This window comes from Dictyobacter halimunensis, assembly GCF_036245075.1.
This window is the reverse complement of sequence record NZ_BSRI01000001.1, coordinates 2367859-2385865: the sequence shown is the minus strand read 5'-3', so window position 1 is coordinate 2385865 and position 18007 is coordinate 2367859. Positions and strand designations below refer to the sequence as shown.

The 18007-nt window shown below is 56.2% G+C and carries 18 protein-coding genes; 13 read left to right on the top strand and 5 right to left on the bottom strand.

What is annotated here, in order from left to right; all coding sequences use genetic code 11:
• Nucleotides 1-3: 3 nt before the first annotated feature.
• From AABA21_RS09585 to AABA21_RS09565, 5 genes are all read left to right on the top strand, one after another.
• Nucleotides 4-510, top strand: coding sequence for a cupin domain-containing protein (locus tag AABA21_RS09585; RefSeq protein ID WP_338249222.1), 507 nt, complete (start codon nucleotides 4-6; stop codon nucleotides 508-510).
• Between the two features lie 209 nt (nucleotides 511-719).
• A complete protein-coding gene (locus tag AABA21_RS09580) occupies nucleotides 720-1457 on the top strand; it encodes a TetR/AcrR family transcriptional regulator (RefSeq protein WP_338249220.1) in 738 nt (245 codons plus the stop codon).
• A gap of 248 nt (nucleotides 1458-1705) precedes the next feature.
• Nucleotides 1706-2626, top strand: a complete 921-nt coding sequence (locus AABA21_RS09575; protein WP_338249218.1) for an ABC transporter ATP-binding protein — start codon at nucleotides 1706-1708, stop codon at nucleotides 2624-2626.
• Nucleotides 2623-4212 carry an ABC transporter permease gene (locus AABA21_RS09570; protein ID WP_338249217.1) on the top strand — a complete coding sequence of 530 codons (1590 nt, stop codon included), beginning with the start codon at nucleotides 2623-2625 and terminating at the stop codon, nucleotides 4210-4212. The genes AABA21_RS09575 and AABA21_RS09570 overlap by 4 nt, the downstream gene beginning before the upstream one ends.
• Nucleotides 4213-4557: 345 nt before the next feature.
• Nucleotides 4558-4947, top strand: coding sequence for a cupin domain-containing protein (locus AABA21_RS09565; protein ID WP_338249215.1), 390 nt, complete (start codon nucleotides 4558-4560; stop codon nucleotides 4945-4947).
• A 104-nt stretch (nucleotides 4948-5051) separates the two neighbouring features.
• Here the strand turns inward: AABA21_RS09565 and AABA21_RS09560 are convergent, their stop codons facing one another.
• Complete coding sequence (locus AABA21_RS09560) at nucleotides 5052-6092, bottom strand: helix-turn-helix transcriptional regulator (RefSeq protein WP_338249212.1); 1041 nt, start codon at nucleotides 6090-6092, stop codon at nucleotides 5052-5054.
• 262 nt (nucleotides 6093-6354) lie between these two features.
• On the opposite strand from AABA21_RS09560, the gene AABA21_RS09555 reads away from it, so the two are divergent.
• Complete coding sequence (locus AABA21_RS09555; protein WP_338249210.1) at nucleotides 6355-6918, top strand: hypothetical protein; 564 nt, start codon at nucleotides 6355-6357, stop codon at nucleotides 6916-6918.
• Between the two features lie 134 nt (nucleotides 6919-7052).
• Here AABA21_RS09555 and AABA21_RS09550 read toward each other — a convergent pair whose 3' ends face one another.
• Nucleotides 7053-7448: a PPOX class F420-dependent oxidoreductase gene (locus AABA21_RS09550; protein WP_338249208.1), complete on the bottom strand. Its 396-nt coding sequence runs from the start codon at nucleotides 7446-7448 to the stop codon at nucleotides 7053-7055.
• A gap of 261 nt (nucleotides 7449-7709) precedes the next feature.
• Between AABA21_RS09550 and AABA21_RS09545 the strand changes: the two genes are divergently transcribed.
• The 3 genes from AABA21_RS09545 to AABA21_RS09535 are packed head-to-tail and all read left to right on the top strand — an operon-like array spanning nucleotide 7710 to nucleotide 11724.
• Nucleotides 7710-9290 carry an acyl--CoA ligase family protein gene (locus AABA21_RS09545; protein WP_338249206.1) on the top strand — a complete coding sequence of 527 codons (1581 nt, stop codon included), beginning with the start codon at nucleotides 7710-7712 and terminating at the stop codon, nucleotides 9288-9290.
• Nucleotides 9291-9335: 45 nt separating this feature from the next.
• On the top strand, nucleotides 9336-10913 hold the full coding sequence (locus AABA21_RS09540; protein ID WP_338249204.1) for an acyl--CoA ligase family protein: 1578 nt from the start codon (nucleotides 9336-9338) through the stop codon (nucleotides 10911-10913).
• A gap of 37 nt (nucleotides 10914-10950) precedes the next feature.
• Nucleotides 10951-11724 carry an enoyl-CoA hydratase gene (locus AABA21_RS09535; protein ID WP_338249202.1) on the top strand — a complete coding sequence of 258 codons (774 nt, stop codon included), beginning with the start codon at nucleotides 10951-10953 and terminating at the stop codon, nucleotides 11722-11724.
• Between the two features lie 156 nt (nucleotides 11725-11880).
• Here the strand turns inward: AABA21_RS09535 and AABA21_RS09530 are convergent, their stop codons facing one another.
• Together AABA21_RS09530 and AABA21_RS09525 are read right to left on the bottom strand one after the other, a co-directional pair.
• A complete protein-coding gene (locus AABA21_RS09530; protein ID WP_338249200.1) occupies nucleotides 11881-13446 on the bottom strand; it encodes a sensor histidine kinase in 1566 nt (521 codons plus the stop codon).
• Complete coding sequence (locus tag AABA21_RS09525) at nucleotides 13443-14129, bottom strand: response regulator transcription factor (protein WP_338249197.1); 687 nt, start codon at nucleotides 14127-14129, stop codon at nucleotides 13443-13445. Before AABA21_RS09525 ends, AABA21_RS09530 begins: the two co-directional genes overlap by 4 nt.
• A gap of 560 nt (nucleotides 14130-14689) precedes the next feature.
• Between AABA21_RS09525 and AABA21_RS09520 the strand changes: the two genes are divergently transcribed.
• Together AABA21_RS09520 and AABA21_RS09515 are read left to right on the top strand one after the other, a co-directional pair.
• Nucleotides 14690-15091: a hypothetical protein gene (locus AABA21_RS09520; RefSeq protein ID WP_338249195.1), complete on the top strand. Its 402-nt coding sequence runs from the start codon at nucleotides 14690-14692 to the stop codon at nucleotides 15089-15091.
• Nucleotides 15092-15119: 28 nt separating this feature from the next.
• Nucleotides 15120-15503: a cupredoxin domain-containing protein gene (locus AABA21_RS09515; protein WP_338249193.1), complete on the top strand. Its 384-nt coding sequence runs from the start codon at nucleotides 15120-15122 to the stop codon at nucleotides 15501-15503.
• Between the two features lie 93 nt (nucleotides 15504-15596).
• On the opposite strand, the gene AABA21_RS09510 is transcribed toward AABA21_RS09515, so the two are convergent.
• Nucleotides 15597-16394 carry an SDR family NAD(P)-dependent oxidoreductase gene (locus AABA21_RS09510; protein WP_338249191.1) on the bottom strand — a complete coding sequence of 266 codons (798 nt, stop codon included), beginning with the start codon at nucleotides 16392-16394 and terminating at the stop codon, nucleotides 15597-15599.
• Nucleotides 16395-16672: 278 nt separating this feature from the next.
• Here AABA21_RS09510 and AABA21_RS09505 point away from each other — a divergent pair, with 278 nt between their 5' ends.
• Nucleotides 16673-17239: a hypothetical protein gene (locus AABA21_RS09505; RefSeq protein WP_338249190.1), complete on the top strand. Its 567-nt coding sequence runs from the start codon at nucleotides 16673-16675 to the stop codon at nucleotides 17237-17239.
• Nucleotides 17240-17494: 255 nt separating this feature from the next.
• The gene (locus tag AABA21_RS09500; protein WP_338249188.1) at nucleotides 17495-17968 is read left to right on the top strand and encodes a hypothetical protein; all 474 of its coding nucleotides are present in this window, start codon (nucleotides 17495-17497) and stop codon (nucleotides 17966-17968) included.
• The last annotated feature ends 39 nt before the right edge of the window (nucleotides 17969-18007 follow it).

Below are 18007 nucleotides of genomic sequence, written 5' to 3'. Positions count from 1 at the left end.
GCGATGACAGCATATAGCAACAGCGATCAGCGGGATCAGGCCGTGCCCTATACACGTAACATGCGCGATGAGGGCCCCGAAGGTGAAGCACAGCACACCTCCTACCTGGCTCGCACAGAAGATACGGCAGGACAATTGACCCTGTACGAGGTTACTATCCGGAAGGGAGAGGAACCGCCACCGCATACCCATACACACGAAGATGAGGCGTTCTATCTGCTGGATGGCGCGGCCACCATCCATGTAGGCGAGCAGACCTTCACAGTCTCACCCGGATCATTCACCTGGCTGCCGCGCAGAACGCGGCACTCATTTGAGATCGATTCCGCCAGCGCCCGCTTCCTGATCTTTATCCTGCCCTCCGGTCTGGAGAACTACTTCGCCCGCATGGCACAGCTCCTTCAACAAGAACAGGTACGGCCAGGACACATCTCACCTGAAGCGGCCGACAAATGGCAGCGGCTCTCCCAACAATTCGGCATCACCCTCCATCTACTATCTATGGGCTAAAGTCGTTTAAGCGCTAAACAACATCTCAGCGAAAACACAGCAACCTCTGTGCTGGTCTTTAAGGCCAGCACAGAGGTTGCTGTGTTTTCGTTGTTTACCCTTGACTTTTCTCACTTTAGGCTCTAGAATTTGACTACATACACTTTATGACTAATTAAGAGAATTTAGTCACAAACAATAGAGACACAGAAAGAGGGCAGGTAGAAAGATTGTCAAAGGGCAAAAGGGAGGAAGTAGAACGAGGCCAGGAGCGATCAAGACGCAAGCTAAGTTCGGATCGGTTCTTGAACGCGGCGCTGGAATTGATACAGCGCTGGGGCTATAAAAAGACAACGATGGAGGATATCGCAAAACAGGCGGGCGTAGTCAAGAAAACGGTGTATCTGCATTGGAAGTCGCGTGAGGAGCTCTTTGAGACGCTACTCCTGCGGGAGTGGCTGGCAACGATTGAGGAGCTCAAGCAGCGCCTCGCGGCTGATCCCGCTGGCGCCACCATCAGTTCCCTCGCCCGCCACGTCGTCTACATCACGATCAACAATCCATTGTTCCGGGCTACGCTGCTTCAGGATCGCGAGATGCTGGGCGATCTGACTCACACACGTGTCGGACAAACTACGCTGCCGTTGCGCATGGAGATGGTCACAGGCTACCTTGAGCAGTTGCGCCAGACAGGTCTGCTGCGCACGGATATCGAGCCAGCGACGCAGTTGAAGATAATCTCAGCCATCTTTATGGGCTTTTTCATGGTCGACCAGTTTTTGCCGGCTAACGCCCGGTTTCGGCCAGAAGAGATGGCGGAGTCCCTGGCTTACACGCTCCACCGTGCCGTTGAACCGGATGAGCCATACGCTCCTGAAGCGGTTGAGAAGGTTACACGCACCTTAGATGATTTTCTTAATCGATTAATAGGCACACTTCGGCCTATCTATGAACAAAGAATTTTTTAATGTTTGCTCGTTTGTTTTTGTTTTGCCAATCTATTACTTTGTCAAACTTCGTTTGATAGTTCACCCGCTACGCGGGCGAGAGGGGGAGTTGCCGGGGGCACAGCCCCCGATCCCCGTAGGTGCTGGGCTTGCCCCAGCTTGGGGCTCGCCGCTTGATCATGCCCCCGGCATGCTCGCTTGCATCCCCGCTCTCTCATCAATTGAACATTGATAGACTACTATGCTGAGGGGAAAGGACGTTTTGAGATATGACTAGCGCAATTTCAGTGTCGGGCCTGGTAAAATCGTTTGGGCGCACGCGCGCCCTTGATGGACTCGATCTAGCTGTTCAGACTGGTGAGGTTCATGGCTTCCTGGGTCCTAATGGGGCCGGGAAAACAACGACTATCCGCATCTTGCTTGGTCTGCTGCGCGCCGATGGTGGATCGGCGACATTGCTTGGCGGTGATCCCTGGCGGGAGGCGACTGAACTGCATCGCCGCCTGGCTTACGTCCCCGGAGATGTCACGCTATGGCCGAACCTCTCGGGTGGTGAGATTATCGATCTGCTGGGACGCCTACGCGGGGGACTTGATCAGCGCCGCCGTGCCGAGCTACTGGAACGCTTTGAGCTTGATCCTAGAAAGAAGGCGCGCGCCTACTCAAAAGGGAATCGGCAGAAGGTGGCCCTGGTAGCGGCGCTGGCATCCAACGTCGAGTTGCTTATCCTTGATGAGCCTACGTCGGGTCTGGATCCTTTGATGGAGAGCGTTTTCCAGCAGTCTATCGCTGAAGAGCGCCGCCGTGGGCGCACGGTGCTGCTCTCTAGCCATATCCTGGCGGAGGTGGAGGCGCTCTGCGACCGGGTCAGCATCATCAGAAACGGTCGCACGGTGGAGAGTGGGACGCTGGCTGAGATGCGTCACCTGACCCGGACCTCGCTCACAGCCGATCTATCACGTCCTCCTGCTGGCCTCGACACGCTCCCGGGCGTCTATAACATACGGGCTGAGGGCACGCGGATACATTGCGAGGTAGATACGAACAGGCTGAACGAGGTGCTCCACTACCTCACGGATCTCGGGGTGCGCAGCCTGATCAGCCAGCCACCCACGTTGGAAGAGCTCTTCATGCGCCACTATCAGACGACACAGGAGCAGCACAGTAAACAGATAGAGGTAACCCGATGAATACGATGAAAGGCACAGGCGCCCTGATCCGCCTGATTCTAAGGCGCGATCGGATCGTCTTGCCCATCTGGATAGTCCTTCCGGCACTTCTGGCGCTTGGGATTGAATCTAGCTTCGCGCAGCTCTACCACACGCCCGCTTTACTGCAGGCGTTCGCCAACGAGGTCGCGGGCAATCCGGCAGAGGTCGCGCTGCTGGGACCGATATATGCTCCCACGCTGGCCGGGATAACGGTCTGGCGCTTAAGCTTCATGGGAGCGATCCTCGTCGCCCTGGCGAATCTCTTCACCGTCACCCGGCATACACGTACTGAAGAGGAAGCGGGGCGACGTGAGCTGCTTGGCTCGGCGGTGGTTGGTCGGCATGCCGCGCTATCAGCGGTCCTGATTGTGACCGGCGCGGCCAACCTGCTGATCGCGCTCCTGGTGGCGGGCGCATTGATCGGGATTGGCTTTCCGGTCGCCGGATCATGCGCGCTGGGATTGTCCCTGGCCGCCGTCGGCTGGACATTCGCGGCGCTGGCGGCAGTGACCGGCCAGCTCGCGGAGAGCGCGGGGAGCGCGAATGGCATGGCAGGAGGACTGCTGGGCCTCTGCTATCTCTTGCGCACCATCGGTGACATGGGGTTATCCTGGCTCTCCTGGCTTTCACCACTGGGATGGATGCGCTTCATCCGTCCATTCGCCGCTGAGCGCTGGTGGATCTTCGCGCTCTTCATCGGACTAGTCGCGGTCCTCTCAATTCTCGCCTACAGGCTGGCGGCACGGCGCGATCTGGGCGCTGGCTTCTTGCCTCCACGGCTCGGATCCGCCACAGCCGCACCGGGACTGAGCAATCCATTCGCGCTGGCATGGCGGCTGCAACGTGGCACGCTGTTGGTCTGGATTATCAGCTTCGCCATCGTTGGGGGCGCCTTCGGCTATGTCGCCAGCACGGTCGCCGCACAGCTCAGCACCAATCCACAGATGATGCAGTTGTTCGCGCATATGGGACACAATGTGGACCCCGGCGAAGGCTTCTTTACCCTATCGCTGGAGATCTTCGGCGAGGTGGCCGCCGCATACGCCATCCTGGCCACGCTGCGCCTGCGCACGGAGGAAACGAGTGGGCGTGCTGAACCAGTACTCGCCAACGCTGTTGGGCGTATCACATGGGCGATCAGTCACCTGCTCTTCGCCATCCTAGGTCCGGCACTCGTGCTGCTGGCCTTTGGGCTAACTGCTGGCCTGACCTATGGCATCAGCCAGGGCACGGTTGAAAGCACACTGCCACGCATCCTCTACGCGACCCTGGCATACCTGCCCGCGGTCTGGGTGCTGGCCGGGCTGGCGGTCGTGCTGTTCGGCCTGCTGCCACGCCTGGTCGCTTATGTAAGCTGGGCGCTACTGGTAGCCTGTCTGCTACTCGACCTCGGTGGCGAACTGCAGCAGGTGAACCAGGCCATCTTGAATCTCTCGCCGTTTATCCATATTCCCAAGCTGCTCGTTGGGGACTCATCCCTGCTCTCCCTGCTCTGGCTGAGCCTCATCGCGGCTGCATTCGGTGCTATCGGCCTGCTTGGTTTCAGAAGGCGCGCCATTGGCTAGAAACGAAGAGGATGGGCTCAGCCTTTGTGACTGAGCCCATCCTCTTCGTTAGACCAGAGTAAAAAAGAGCATACAGCATAAATTGTATATTCAGGTGCAGGTAGCAGACCTCAATGAGCGTGAGCGGCCAGATTCAGTGCCACAGCCGTTAGGAAGAAGGCAAATGCTAAGTATTTCTAAATATAGAAGATATATCGTAAATTGCCAATGATTTGACTGAATAGCTTTCCCTCATACGCTCGGCGCCCAGAAATAGGCCTTGACAGAATAGAGCCTTTACCATAGAATAAATGTTCTAGATAGCGAGTAAAGTATTTATATGCACGAGAGAGAGGTACCGCGACTATGGATCATCCTATTATCGTTCCAGAGAAACAAGCACGGGCCGAGGGCCAATCTCCCATTATGGCGACAGGGAAGACTTTTGATGTTCAGGAGTGGAGTGGGAGTGGCCCCGGCTACCTGCATGTCCACCACTCAGACGATGAAGCATGGCACGTCCTAGAGGGAACATTGACATTCCGATTTCGTGATCGAACCGTTGAAGCACCGGCAGGGACGACCGTATTCGCTCCCGCTGGAGTTGCGCACGACTATTATGAGGCCGGGGGGCCTACCCGTTACCTTATCATCATGACTCCACGGTTGCGTGAATTGATCGCGACCTTGCAAACAGCTCCTTTCCAGGAGCATAACGCGATCATGCGCCGGTTTGACTCAGAAATTGTAGAGTAAGCTCCGGTTAGCGGTCCAGCAATATTTATAAGATCATTCAATTTGTGAGAAGTAGCCCTTTCTGAAGGGTGCTTCTCCTTAATACAGCAAGGTATCGGGTACGGTCATTGTGAGGTATAAGAGGTTAGCATCTGCCTTAACTCTTCCCGCATCCTTTCTCGCCATATCAACGGTTCCAGTAATTCTGCCCCCGGACCTAACCAGCGCACCAGTTCCAGGACAATCTCAGGATCTTGCTCCCCGAAGGTCATGATCATCTGATCTTGCGCGACTGGCTCAAAATGGGCATGCCGATAATACCAATCCTGACCCAACCGTTCCGCCTGCGCGCGTGAAAGACGAATTTTGACGGGTGATCGCTGCCTCCACTGTTCCATTGCTGATTGGAGCCAGTTCCTTCCAAGATGTGCTCGTACATCAAAATCGTTGTGGACCCTGCTCATTGGCTGAAGTGGTTTGATATCCAGCACGCGATCTGCCCGCCAGAATCTCAACACCTGCTCATGCTTCACTGGATTGCCAGCAAGATACCAGCGATCACGGTCCCAGAAAAGTCCCTGCGGCTCCATCAGTACTTCACTGGCATGCGAACGATAGGGAGAAGCATACTGCATCAGCACCCGTTTACTCTCAAGGACAGCCTGAAAAAAGATCGTGATCGTGCGGCTTTGAGGGATCTCTGGCTGTTCTTGCGGGGTGGAAGGTAACGGAGACTCGTGCTGCGCGAGTTCAGGATGAAAGATATCGTTGGGGGTCTTCTCAAAACCAACGAGCCTCTCTGCTTTTGTCAGTACAGAACGCAACGGATCGGGAAGGGCTGCTAAAAGCTTTTTCTCTGCCATTTCTCTCTCGGCTGGAAAAGGGATCGCCCGCAAGCTCTTTTGCAGCGTCAATCCTAGCAGCAAGGCAATCGCTTCGCTCTGGGTGAACATCAGGGGAGGCAGAAAATAGCCTGGCAAGAGCCGAACTCCTCCTTGCCGTCCCCGCTGAGCATAGAGCGGTACCCCTGACACGCTGAGTGTCTCCAGGTCCCGGTAAATCGTTCGCGTCGAAACTTCAAAATGACGCGCCAACTCTGAAGCCGGGACCGATGGCTTACTGCGCAAGAAGAGCAGAATACCAAACACGCGGTCGAAACGTTGCATACGCTCTCTACTTCCCCTTTCCGAAACTATAGCAGAGTGACACCCCGCTCCGTACCTTCGTCACGCGATTATTGTTATCCTACAAGGAGTTCATAGATTCAGTCAATATTATAGATCACCCGCTTTAATATGACAGACAGATGGCAAAATTTGAATTGTATGCTTTGGATATGAAGAAGCTTAACAAGGCGCTCGGCGAAACGCTGGCGGTCACATCTGGCGACCATAATTCTTGTCAACACAGAGAAAGAGAGCAGTTCCTATGGATGAAACAAAGCGTACAACTCAAACCACAGCAGAAAGCACTCCCATGCTAGAAGCGCTCCATGCCGTACAGCCCGATGAGGCTCTCGCTGAGAAGTTGCATCTTTACGGCCAATTCGTGGGGTCCTGGCACCTGGATATAGACCTGTATTCTCTGGACGGATCGCACAGACACACGGAAGGCGAGGTGCATTTCGATTGGGTCCTTGAAGGAAGGGCTATTCAAGACACCTGGATCTACCCAACACGGCAGTTTCGTACAGGCGAAACTGCGACTGAACCATGGTATCGCTATGGCTCCACATTTCGCTGGTATGACCCCGCCATTGATGCATGGCACATCACCTGGTTAGATCCCAGCCGGGCAGTTGAACTACACCAGATCGGTCGAGCCGCCCACGGCGAGATTGTACAGGTCGGTGAGGATCGCAACGGTCTTGTACGGCGCTGGCGCTTCGTTGACATCACTAGCGAGTCTTTCACCTGGTTGGGAGAGGTCTCATGGGATAAGGGGTCAACCTGGACACTGGAGACTCAGATGCACGCCAGTAGAGTTCTATAGACAATACGTAACCAGTATACAGTTGTAGCCTGCGATTATGAAGATCGCGGGCTACAGCTGTTTCTTTTGTTCTTGATGTATGATCCTGATTGAAGGCGGTCGACCGCAAGAGCCAAACCAGATAAGGCAGGTCTTTATCTGGTGGCTAGCTCGATGACTATGTAGACGCGGCTGGGGGTCTCTTCGCCGGCGATGCGCTGGAAGGCTTCGCCGTATTTGTTGGCCAGGGCAGCGCGAGCGGCCGGTCGCTCTTCGAGGCTGGCATCGCGGCCGACGCCCTCCACGGTAGACTCGCCCTTCAAGTTGCCGATGCGATCGGAGGGGGACATGCTGACGCGGCCGGTGGCGCGAACGCGCTTGATCTTGCCCGCGGTCTGAGAGGTTGTAACATAGACCTTCCCCTGCTCGTATGCGAACCAGACGGTGGTGGGGACAGCGCGACCATCCCTGCGATAAGTAGTTAGCAGCATAAACTCGTGGGGCGCTAAAAAGGCGAAGGGATCCTGGACATTGGTATCTGACATGGCCATAAGTATGACACTCCTCTTATTAAATCTTTATTTATAGGCAAAGCAATAGCAGTCGCTTGCTTTTGTAATTGAAAACTCTAGCATAGACAGGCGACCGTTCACAAGACGTTGGAATGCCTGTACACGGGTACAGGCGGCATCGCAAAATGCAGAGTAGAGACACTTCTCCATCGATTGCTGGTAAAAAAGGCAGTGGCATATATCGTATAATAATGACACAGCGCTGATTGAATTAGGTTCTCCCGGTGAAAGGTAAAAGAGATGGAGCAAAAAGTCTATCGTACCGAACTTACCCCACTGAGTTTTCTGGAGCGCAGTGCTCTGATTTTTCCGGAGAAGACGGCCATCATTCATGAGGAGAGGAGCTATAGCTATCGCGAGTTCGCCGAGCGAGTCAATCGGCTGGCCTCGCATCTGCGCAATCTGGGACTGCAGAAGCACGAGCGCGTGGCGTTCCTGTGTCCCAATATCCCTGCCCTGCTGGAGGCACACTACGCCGTCCCGGCCGCTGGTGGCATCCTGGTTGCCATCAACAATCGGTTGAGCAGCAACGAGATCGGCTTTATCCTGCAGCATTCTGGCAGCCATTATCTGTTCGTCGACGACGAATTTTCCCCCCTGGTGGAATCCTTACAATTGGAACAGCCACTGCAGATTATTCGTATCGCCGACAGCGGCTCGCCCGATGATCCCTACGAGCAGTTTCTGGCGGAAGGCTCACCCGAGCTTGTGGAGAGCTGGCTGGAGGATGAGGAAGAGACGATCTCCATCAACTATACCTCCGGAACTACCGGCAATCCTAAGGGCGTCATGTACACCTATCGCGGCGCCTATCTCAATGCCCTGTCGGAAGTGATCGAGAGCGGTCTGACCAGCCAGAGCATCTATTTATGGACGCTGCCGATGTTCCACTGCAACGGCTGGTGCTTTACCTGGGCCGTCACCGCCGTGGGTGCCACCCACGTCTGCCTGCGCAAGGTCGATCCGGCGCGAGTCTGGGATCTGTTCGAAAGCGAGAGGGTGACCCACTACAACGGGGCGCCGACCGTGCATATCTTCCTGGCCCATCATCCCAAGGCCCATCGCCTTGAGCAGCAGATCACTGTGACCATCGCGGGCGCCCCACCATCACCGACCCTGCTGGCCCAGCTCAAGCGGCTCAACATGCGACCCATCCATGTCTACGGACTGACCGAGACCTATGGTCCCTACACGGTCTGTGAGTGGCATGAAGAATGGGAAAACCTGCCCGAGGAGGAGCAGGCCCGTCTGCTGGCGCGACAGGGACAGGGCTACGTGACCGCCGAGCGGGCGCGCGTCGTCAATCCTAACATGGAGGATGTGCCATGGGATGGTCAGACGATGGGTGAGGTGCTCATGCGTGGCAACAACGTGGCCAAGGGCTATTTTGACAATCCAGAGGCGACCGAGCGGTCCTTCGCGGGCGGCTGGTTCCACTCCGGCGACATCGGCGTCTGGCATCCTGACAGCTATATCGAGCTGCGCGACCGAGCTAAAGATGTGATTATCTCGGGCGGCGAGAATATCTCGACCATCGAGGTCGAGCAGACCATCGTCAAACATCCAGCGGTATTGGAGTGCGCCGTCGTGGCCATCCCCGACGAGGTCTGGGGAGAGCGTCCCAAAGCCTTCGTGACGCTGAAGCCCGATCAGACAGCGACGGAGCAGGAGATTATCGACTTCTGCAAGCAACGGCTGGCCCACTTCAAGTGCCCGGTCGCCGTCGAGTTCGGTCCCCTGCCCAAAACCTCGACCGGCAAGGTCCAGAAGTATGTCCTGCGCGATAAGGCCTGGGCAGGACGCGAGAAGCGGATCAATTAATCTCAAAGGAAGAGAACAACAATACAACGGTGAAAGGCATGTGCAATGATGCAAAAAGTCTATCGTACCGAGTTGTCACCCGTTAGTTTTCTGCAGCGCAGCGCCCTGGTCTTCCCGGAGAAGACGGCCATCATTCATGAGGAGCGGCGCTATAGCTATCGCGAGTTCGCCGAGCGCGTCTACCGACTGGCCTCGCGTCTGAGGGCGCTAGGATTGCAGAAGCACGAGCGTGTGGCCTTCCTCTGCCCCAATACTCCCGCCCTGCTGGAGGCGCACTACGCCGTTCCGGCCGCCGGTGGCATCCTGGTCGCCATCAACACACGACTGAACAGCTCCGAGGTTGAGTTTATCCTGCGGCACGCGAGCTGCTCGTTCCTGTTTGTGGATCATGAACTGGCCCACCTGGTCAGCAACGCGGATTTGAGCGGTATCCAGACCATCCATATTCAGGACACCGGCCAGTCCGACGATCCCTACGAACAGTTTCTGGCGGAGGGCTCGCCCGAGCCGATAGAGAGCTGGTTGGAGGATGAGGAGGAGACGATCTCGATCAACTACACCTCCGGGACCACCGGCAATCCCAAAGGCGTCATGTACACCTATCGCGGCGCCTACCTCAACTCCCTGAGCGTCGTCATTGAGACGCAGCTGACCAGCCAGAGCGCCTGCCTGTGGACGCTGCCGATGTTCCACTGCAACGGCTGGTGCTTCACCTGGGCCGTCACCGCCGTTGGCGGCACGCATATCTGCCTGCGCCAGCTCGATCCCGGACTGGTCTGGGACATTCTGGATCGGGAGCACGTGACGCACTACAACGGGGCACCGACCGTGCATATCTTCCTGGTCAATCACGCCAAAGCGCACCGATTGGAGCAACCCGCCACCGTCGCCATTGGTGGCGCGCCGCCATCGCCCACGCTGCTGGCACAGATGCGGCAGTTCAACATCCATCCCATCCACCTCTATGGATTGACCGAGACCTATGGCCCCAACACGGTCTGCGAGTGGCATCCCGAGTGGGACACGCTATCGGAGGACGAGCAAGCCCGACTAAAGGCGCGCCAGGGACAGGTACACGTCACGGCAAGCCAGACGCGGGTCCTGGGCCCAACGCTGCAGGAGGTGCCACAAGACGGACAAACGATGGGCGAGGTCATGATGCGCGGCAATACCATCGCCAGGGGCTACTATGCAAACGAGGCCGCCACCAGCCGGGCCTTTGAGGGTGGCTGGTTCCATTCAGGCGATATCGGAGTCTGGTATAGTGATAGTTATATAGAGCTGCGCGACCGCGCCAAAGACATCATCATTTCGGGCGGCGAAAATATCTCGACCATCGAGGTCGAACAGACCATCGTGCAGCACCCGGCCGTCCTGGAGAGCGCGGTCATCGCCATTCCGGATGAGACGTGGGGCGAACGGCCCAAAGCCTTTGTGACCTTGAAGCCAGATCAAAATCTGAGCGAGGCCGAGCTGATCAGCTTCTGCCGGGAGCGGCTGGCCCACTTCAAGTGTCCGGTCGCCGTCGAGTTTGGTCCCTTGCCCAAGACCTCGACAGGCAAGATCCAGAAGTATGTCTTGCGTGATAAAGCCTGGGCGGGCCAGCAGAAATACATACACTAGCCAGCCGCGCTGGTAAAATAGAAGGGAGGAGGTTCCTATGCCGTATCAATTGATCGAACTAAGCTATGAGCAAGATATAGCTACCATCACCATGAATAACGTCAAGCGCCGCAACGCCCTGTCGCTGGCTCACATGCAGGAGCTGATCAGCGCCTTTCGCGAGGTGGGAGCCAGCCAGGCCAGCGGCGTCATGCTGGCGGCCAACGGAGCGGTCTTCTGCTCGGGACACGACCTGTCCGAAATGGTGGACCAGGATCTGCCATTTATGACCAATCTGCTGGAAACCTGTACGACACTGATGAACACGATCCAGGAGATCCCGCAGCCGGTGCTGGCCTGCGTACAGGGGGTGGCGACAGCCGCCGGCTGCCAGCTGGTCGCCACGTGCGACCTGGCGGTGGCGGCGGAAAACGCCAGCTTCGCCACACCCGGCGTCAAGATCGGCTGGTTCTGCACCACGCCAATGATCGCCCTGAGCCGTAACATCGGACGCAAGCGCGCTATGGAGATGCTGCTTACTGGTGATCCGATCGACGCCCGCACGGCCGCCGACTGGGGACTGGTGAACCGCGTCGTGCCGGCCGAACAGCTACGCGAGGAGGCGCTGCGACTGCTCAGGGCCGCCAGTTGCAACAGCTTCAATGCCCGCAGCATCGGCAAGCACGCCTTCTATAACCAGATCGACCTGCCACAGTCCCAGGCCTATGAGTATGCGCAAGGCATCATGGCCTCGGCCTCGCAGATACCCGACGCCAGCGAAGGGATGCGCGCTTTCCTTGAAAAGCGCCAGGCCTCATTTGAGCACAAATAATAAGACCATCGTAGGTGCGCCCCTTGCGGGCGCTTGCCGCGAAGCGGCCCCGTGCCCGGGCGCAGGCGTGTCATCAAACACGTGAGCGTTCCCATAGAATAATGCACCAATGAATGGCAAGTTATTGCATTGATGCGGCGCTCGCAGGGAACGATGTCATCTTTGGTGATCGCGCGTGCCTGGGTACGGGGCCGCTTCGCGGCAAGCTGGGGCAAGCCCAGCACCTACGGTGGAGCGCGTCAATGGCAGGCGCACTTCGAAGAGGGTACCTCTTCCTGGCTGGCTTTCGACGCTGATTTCGCCGCCGTGGGCATGGGCGATCCATTGGACGATGGAGAGTCCCAGGCCGGTACCTCCTACTTCTTTCTGGGGGCCGCTAGATGGTGAGGGGTTGTGTGAACGCGCGCGGTCGACGCGATAAAAACGGTTGAAGAGATAGGGCAGATGCTCTTCGGAGATGCCCGGCCCATCGTCCTGCACGCGCAGCACTCCCCATTTGTCAGATTCAGCGGTTAACTCGACGTGGACGCGCTGGCCGCTGCCGTGGGTATATTTGATGGCGTTCTCAATCAGGTTGAGCATCATGCGGGTCAGGTAGTGAGGATCGCCGTTGACGAGCAGTTCAGGCAGGTCTCCGGTGGCCAGGATAATATCGTTCTCGCGCGCGAGCGGCAGGAGGCGCTCGACGCATTCCAGGGCGAGATCGCTCAGGTCTACCTGCTGCCGCTGCAGGGCAAGTTGCCCGGTATCGGCCCGCGCCAGCAGCAGCAGGCTATTGACAATATTTGTCATGTGCACATTCTCGGACTGCACCAGTTCCAGGATCTGCCTGTGCTCATCACAGTTATGCGGCTGCGTCAGGGCACGATTCAGCTCCAGGTCGATGATGGTCAGCGGGGTGCGCAGCTCGTGGCTGGCATCAGCGGTAAACTGCGTCTGCCGCCGGAAGGCCGCGTCCAGGCGACCGAGCATCTGATCAAAGGTCGCCGCCAACTCGCCGAACTCGTCCCGGAGATGCAGATTCAGGCGGCGACGCAGATCGGTAGCGTTGATCTCGTTGGCCATGCGTGTGATCATCTTAACGGGGCGCAGTGCCCTGCCAGCCAGCCAGTAGCCACCGATGGCCGCCGCCAGCAGTCCCATGGTGCCGTGGAACAGCCAGATAAAGAACAGCGGCATCACGGTCTGTTTAGGCAGACCAACCACCAGGACCGCCACACGCTTGTTCTGATCCAGAACAGGTGTAATGAGAACGCGATAGCTATCACTTGTCGCGCTATGCCACCAGTTCCAGTGCTGATTCTGCGTCTGGGTCTGTGAAATAGTCAGATCGCTGAGCGTCTGACCCTGGCGGACCTTATCCCGCAGTTGCTGAATGCTGATGGCTGGCAACGTTCCGCGCTGATCGAGGATGGCGTTGCCCGAGGTATCAAGCAGCAGCACAATTTCACCGGAACTCAGCTTTTCGGAGAGAGCGCCGGGCGCCTGGTGCTGTGACAGAGCCCTGCGATAATCTGTACTCAGGCGCTGCGCCTCCTGGTAGACCTGCGTCTCCAGATTGCTCTCGGCCGTCGCGGGATTAAATATGATCTGGGTGGCGTAGAGGCTACCACCGAAGATCACCATGATAATGGCCATCACCACCAGGTAGCTCAACATCAGGCGCACGCGCACGCTCGACCAGAAGGTCATGAACGCATGTAAAAAACCTCGTCGTCTCATACGCGCTCCCGCTGTGGCTGGGCCAGCCGATAGCCGATCCCGCGAATAGTCGTCAACAGCTTAACCTCAAATGGATCATCAATCTTGCGGCGCAGACGGCGCACATAAACATCGATGACATTGGAGCTACACTCAAAATCATAGTTCCAGATATGCTGCTCAATCATCTCGCGCGTCACCACCTGGTCGGGATGATACATAAAGTATTCCAGCAGGGCGAACTCTTTGGGTGTCAGATCGATGGTGCGCCGGTCGCGCTCCACGATATGGGTAACTGGATCTACGATCAGGTCACCAAATTCCAGGCGACCACTGGTATAGGGATGGTTACGGCGCAGCAGGGCGCGCAGACGGGCCAGCAACTCGCGCATCGCGAAGGGCTTGACCAGGTAATCGTCCGCGCCGTAGTCCAGTCCCTGCACGCGATCATTGACACTATCGCGCGCGGTCAACAGCAGGATCGGCGTATGAATGCGCCTGCGACGCAGATCGCGGCATACCTCAAGACCATTCTTTGCGGGCAGCAAGATATCCAGAATAATCAGGTCATACGGCGTCAGTTCCGCCAGGTCCTGCCCCTCCTGTCCATCAAAAGCAGTATCGACACTATATCCCTCATGGGTCAGATTCATTTGCAACGAACTATTCAAGCGATGATTATCTTCAACAACCAGGATACGCATAGGGGCACCCCTCATAAATAAGCGCAAACATCACGACATCTTATCTGCGTGCGCAACTCTCCATCTGGAACTCTTACATTACAACGATTATCGCACAACAAGATGACAGATTGATGACAAAAAAGAGGAGAGTTTTTCACGCTTTCGTCATTTGTGATCCCTACAATACAGGGCAGATGTGAGGATGACATGATTGGTAGAACGTGCGCGCCGGGGTACGGGAGCCGTTGCACGGCAAAGCCGGGGCGAGCCCCAATGCCTTCAATTTAAGAACGTGCAAAACGAGAAAAGACCACAGTACGTGCGGGGCTTGCCCCCGCTTGCTTGCTTCCCAAAAGGGAAGGCTCCTTCAACACGACCAGGAACGGTTGCATGCGATGCATCGCATCACGCGTGTTACTTTTTCGAGCAGCGACGAAGGAAGCGGGGGCAAGCCCCGCACGTACTGCTTCTCTTTCTCTTTACACATTTCCTTAAATTGGAGGTATTGTGAGCACAAAACAGCACGTACTGTTTATACATAAAAACACATTTATTACCATGAGGAAAAGAGGAAAGATATGGCAACACGGATTTTGCAGGTTATTCTAGGAGTAGCCGGTCTGGGAGCACTCGCGTTGGGGATATTGATCTGGACGATGGGCCTGAACGTGTACGCGATTCATATGTTGTTTGGATTGATCGTGGCACTGACGCTGCTGGTCGGCGGCATCCTGGCCGTTACGACGCGGGAGTTGAGAATCTGGGGCATCGTCGGCATCATATACGCTCTGATTGTACCAGTCTTTGGGGTGACACAATTCGGTATTCTGCCGGGCGGTCTGCACTGGCTGATTCAGACGGCGCATCTGCTGGTCGGTCTTGGTGCCATCGCGCTGGCCGGCAATCTCGTTACGCGTTCACTGGCGCTTAAACGGATGGGCAGCAACGGTGCCGCGACCAGATCTCAGATAGTACGCTAATGCATAAAAGATAGATAGGTAGATCACCATGTTAAAACGAGTAAGTATCATTATAGTTTGCGCCGCGCTGCTAACGCTGGTGCTGACCGCCTGTAGCCTGGGGGGAGCCGCCAGTACGGGTCCCAACCAGGTGCATATGGACAACACCAGTTTCGTGCAATCGTCCGTTACCATCAAAAAGGGTGAGAGCATCACGCTGGTATCGGATACGCTGGTCGGGCATACTATCGCTAATGGCACCTGGAAAGATGGGGCCGGTCAGCCAGCGCAAGAACCGGGGGCGCCCAGAGTTGATAACGTAGCCATCGGCGGCAATAGCTCCGGTGAGATCGGTCCCTTCAACACGGCGGGTACGTTCAAGCTCTATTGCACTATCCACAGCGGCATGAATCTGACCGTCATCGTACATTGATCATCGATGCGGGAAGCGAAGGATTACGAGCGACTGGCTTCCCGCAACGGCCACTGATATCTCACCCCTTTTCAATGGAGTGGGTTTTCGTCATTATGTGGGATGGCTTGTTTTGGGCTTAATGGGCAAAATTGATGCGCCGCCATCAATATGAAAGGTACTGCCTGTAATCTGTGAAGACTCATCAGATGCGAGATATATAACCGCATAGGCCGTATCTTCAGGCGTCTGGTGGCGTCCAAAAGGCAAGTTTTTTCCAATCTGCACGAGATCCTCTTCGCTGGTTCCCTGGCTTCTACGCAAGGCCAGTTCTCCCTCGCTCAGCACCCAGCCAGGAATAATGTAGTTGACACGGACCATGTCTGCTGCATACGCCCCTGCCAGTGTTCTTGTCAGCGCAAGGAGGCCCCCTTTCGCCGAGGCATAGGCGACGAGATTCGCCTGTCCCTGAATACCGTGGATCGATCCAATATTGATAATACTGCCACCTCCCATTTCGCGCATGCGGGGTACAGCATACTTACAGCAGAAGAAAGGGCCTCGCAAATTGATAGCCTGGATGCGGTCCCATAGATCAGATGAGGTTTCTTCCAGCGTAGCACGCGGGTACCAGCCAGCATTATTGACCAGCACATCGAGCCGCCCATAGCTACGCACAGCCGCCTCTATTAACTCGGCGCAATCCTTCTCCTCCATCACATCCACTTTCTGGAAGATCGCTTCGCCTCCAGCTTCACAAATAGCGGCTGCCGCGGCCTGCCCCGCAGTCTCCTGGATATCTCCAATCACTACTCGCGCGCCCTCGCGTGCCAGCATCTGGGCACATGCTCGCCCAATACCCTGAGCCGCGCCAGTAACGATAGCCACTTTGCCCTGGACTCTTTGAACCATGCTTTTCCTCTTGTCTTTTCTCAATCCACGTTTGCAACGGGATTTTGACGAAAAAAGGGATGACCTCTTGAAAGAGAGATCTTTTAATTGTTTGTTGCTCTCATAAAAATATTCCTAACAGAAAGAGTTTGTCAACTATTTTACCAGTTTTTCTCCATCCATGCTCTAACAGGTTCTAAAAAAGCGGAGATAACTTCTATAGAGCGAGCAGGCAAAATGCCTCCCGACATGTGGTACAATCAATTACTACTATTACTTATGAGGAAGGAGGCGCCGCAATGCCGGAGGTCAGGCTGCAACGAGACGAGGTTATGGCCTTGTTGGAAGAATTAGGGGCTGAACTGGCGGCCCGTGGCATCGAATCACCGGTCCAGATCATTGTATTTGGCGGCGTCTATATGCTGATGCAGATCGGCAATCGTCCCTCAACCCATGATGTGGATATCGTTCCGCTGGCCGCGAGTACTGATCCCCGGCAAGAGGACAGGCGGCGCAAGATCTTCAGGCAGGCCAGCAATGCCGTGGCGTCGCGCCATGGCCTGCCACGCAACTGGATCAACGACGATGGCGCCCTCTTTGTCGAAGAGATCATCCAGAAAGGTGAACTGGTCCACTGGAAGACATTTCAGATGCTTGAGATCTGGCTGCCCGAGCTCGCCTGTATGCTAGCCCTCAAATTGACCGCGTTCCGCCCCCTGCAGGACCTGGACGACACGCTTCACCTATGCCAGGCCCTCAACGTTACAACCGCCGAAGAAGCGCAGGCCATCCTCGATCGCTACGTCCCAGCCTCCTGGCAACAAGAGAACCTGGTCGACGAAACCCTGATGGACCTCTTTGGATAATATGTCTTGCTGGTTTGTGAGTTTTCGCACCTGCGATGCTCAGGAGTCTTTTGATGTTGGTGCAACAGGGGCGCATCTGCGCCCCTGTTGCACCAACATCAAAACCAGTGCGGCCGCGCACGCGGACGCCTGTGCAGGGGCGCGCACGTACCTCTGTAAAATGAGAGTAAGGCACTCTCTCTGTAGCGTGCGCAACAAGGTAGTAATGGTATACTACCAATGAAAGCATTTTATAAGCACGGGGGATATGCCACAATGAATATGGTACTCACATTTACAGATGAACTGCATACGATTAAAAACATCTATCAGGGGATCACGCAAGGGGATGACCCTCGCTACGCTGTGGGTACTTTCCTCAACGACTTCTTTGACTATCACGCGGAAGCACGCCAGGCCTTGATGGTTGATCCTATTGTTGTCGAGGAGCAGTCACAGCCGGAGCACTGGCGCTGGGCCCTCTTCTGCGTGGCGGCGATAGAATATCTGTGCCAGCAATATGAACTGGATTGTCCCGACTGGGTACATGATCCTCTGTACGCCACTCCGCTGGCTGAGCCGTGGTTCTTTGTGCCAACCGCCCTGCATAATCCGGCGGTCCGTGAGCGCTATGAACGCGAGACCCCACCACCTTTCACGCGCCGCAACATCTTCTGCGGATCTCGCATCCTCATGCACAAAAAAGCTACCCACAAGGTCACCACCCACCACATCATGCAGCCTGCCTGACCAGCCGCACCCTGGTAGAGCAGAAGAATTTTTGGGGAT

Bases quoted from the DNA above. Each gene is read 5' to 3' on its own strand.
- AABA21_RS09555 (WP_338249210.1), top strand. From the start codon at position 6,355: ATGGATGAAACAAAGCGTACAACTCAAACCACAGCAGAAAGCACTCCC.
- AABA21_RS09515 (WP_338249193.1), top strand. From the start codon at position 15,120: ATGTTAAAACGAGTAAGTATCATTATAGTTTGCGCCGCGCTGCTAACG.
- AABA21_RS09545 (WP_338249206.1), top strand. From the start codon at position 7,710: ATGGAGCAAAAAGTCTATCGTACCGAACTTACCCCACTGAGTTTTCTG.
- AABA21_RS09530 (WP_338249200.1), bottom strand. From the start codon at position 13,446: ATGAGACGACGAGGTTTTTTACATGCGTTCATGACCTTCTGGTCGAGC.
- AABA21_RS09520 (WP_338249195.1), top strand. From the start codon at position 14,690: ATGGCAACACGGATTTTGCAGGTTATTCTAGGAGTAGCCGGTCTGGGA.
- AABA21_RS09505 (WP_338249190.1), top strand. From the start codon at position 16,673: ATGCCGGAGGTCAGGCTGCAACGAGACGAGGTTATGGCCTTGTTGGAA.
- AABA21_RS09525 (WP_338249197.1), bottom strand. From the start codon at position 14,129: ATGCGTATCCTGGTTGTTGAAGATAATCATCGCTTGAATAGTTCGTTG.
- AABA21_RS09560 (WP_338249212.1), bottom strand. From the start codon at position 6,092: ATGCAACGTTTCGACCGCGTGTTTGGTATTCTGCTCTTCTTGCGCAGT.
- AABA21_RS09565 (WP_338249215.1), top strand. From the start codon at position 4,558: ATGGATCATCCTATTATCGTTCCAGAGAAACAAGCACGGGCCGAGGGC.
- AABA21_RS09550 (WP_338249208.1), bottom strand. From the start codon at position 7,448: ATGGCCATGTCAGATACCAATGTCCAGGATCCCTTCGCCTTTTTAGCG.
- AABA21_RS09510 (WP_338249191.1), bottom strand. From the start codon at position 16,394: ATGGTTCAAAGAGTCCAGGGCAAAGTGGCTATCGTTACTGGCGCGGCT.
- AABA21_RS09535 (WP_338249202.1), top strand. From the start codon at position 10,951: ATGCCGTATCAATTGATCGAACTAAGCTATGAGCAAGATATAGCTACC.
- AABA21_RS09575 (WP_338249218.1), top strand. From the start codon at position 1,706: ATGACTAGCGCAATTTCAGTGTCGGGCCTGGTAAAATCGTTTGGGCGC.
- AABA21_RS09585 (WP_338249222.1), top strand. From the start codon at position 4: ATGACAGCATATAGCAACAGCGATCAGCGGGATCAGGCCGTGCCCTAT.
- AABA21_RS09500 (WP_338249188.1), top strand. From the start codon at position 17,495: ATGAATATGGTACTCACATTTACAGATGAACTGCATACGATTAAAAAC.
- AABA21_RS09540 (WP_338249204.1), top strand. From the start codon at position 9,336: ATGATGCAAAAAGTCTATCGTACCGAGTTGTCACCCGTTAGTTTTCTG.
- AABA21_RS09570 (WP_338249217.1), top strand. From the start codon at position 2,623: ATGAATACGATGAAAGGCACAGGCGCCCTGATCCGCCTGATTCTAAGG.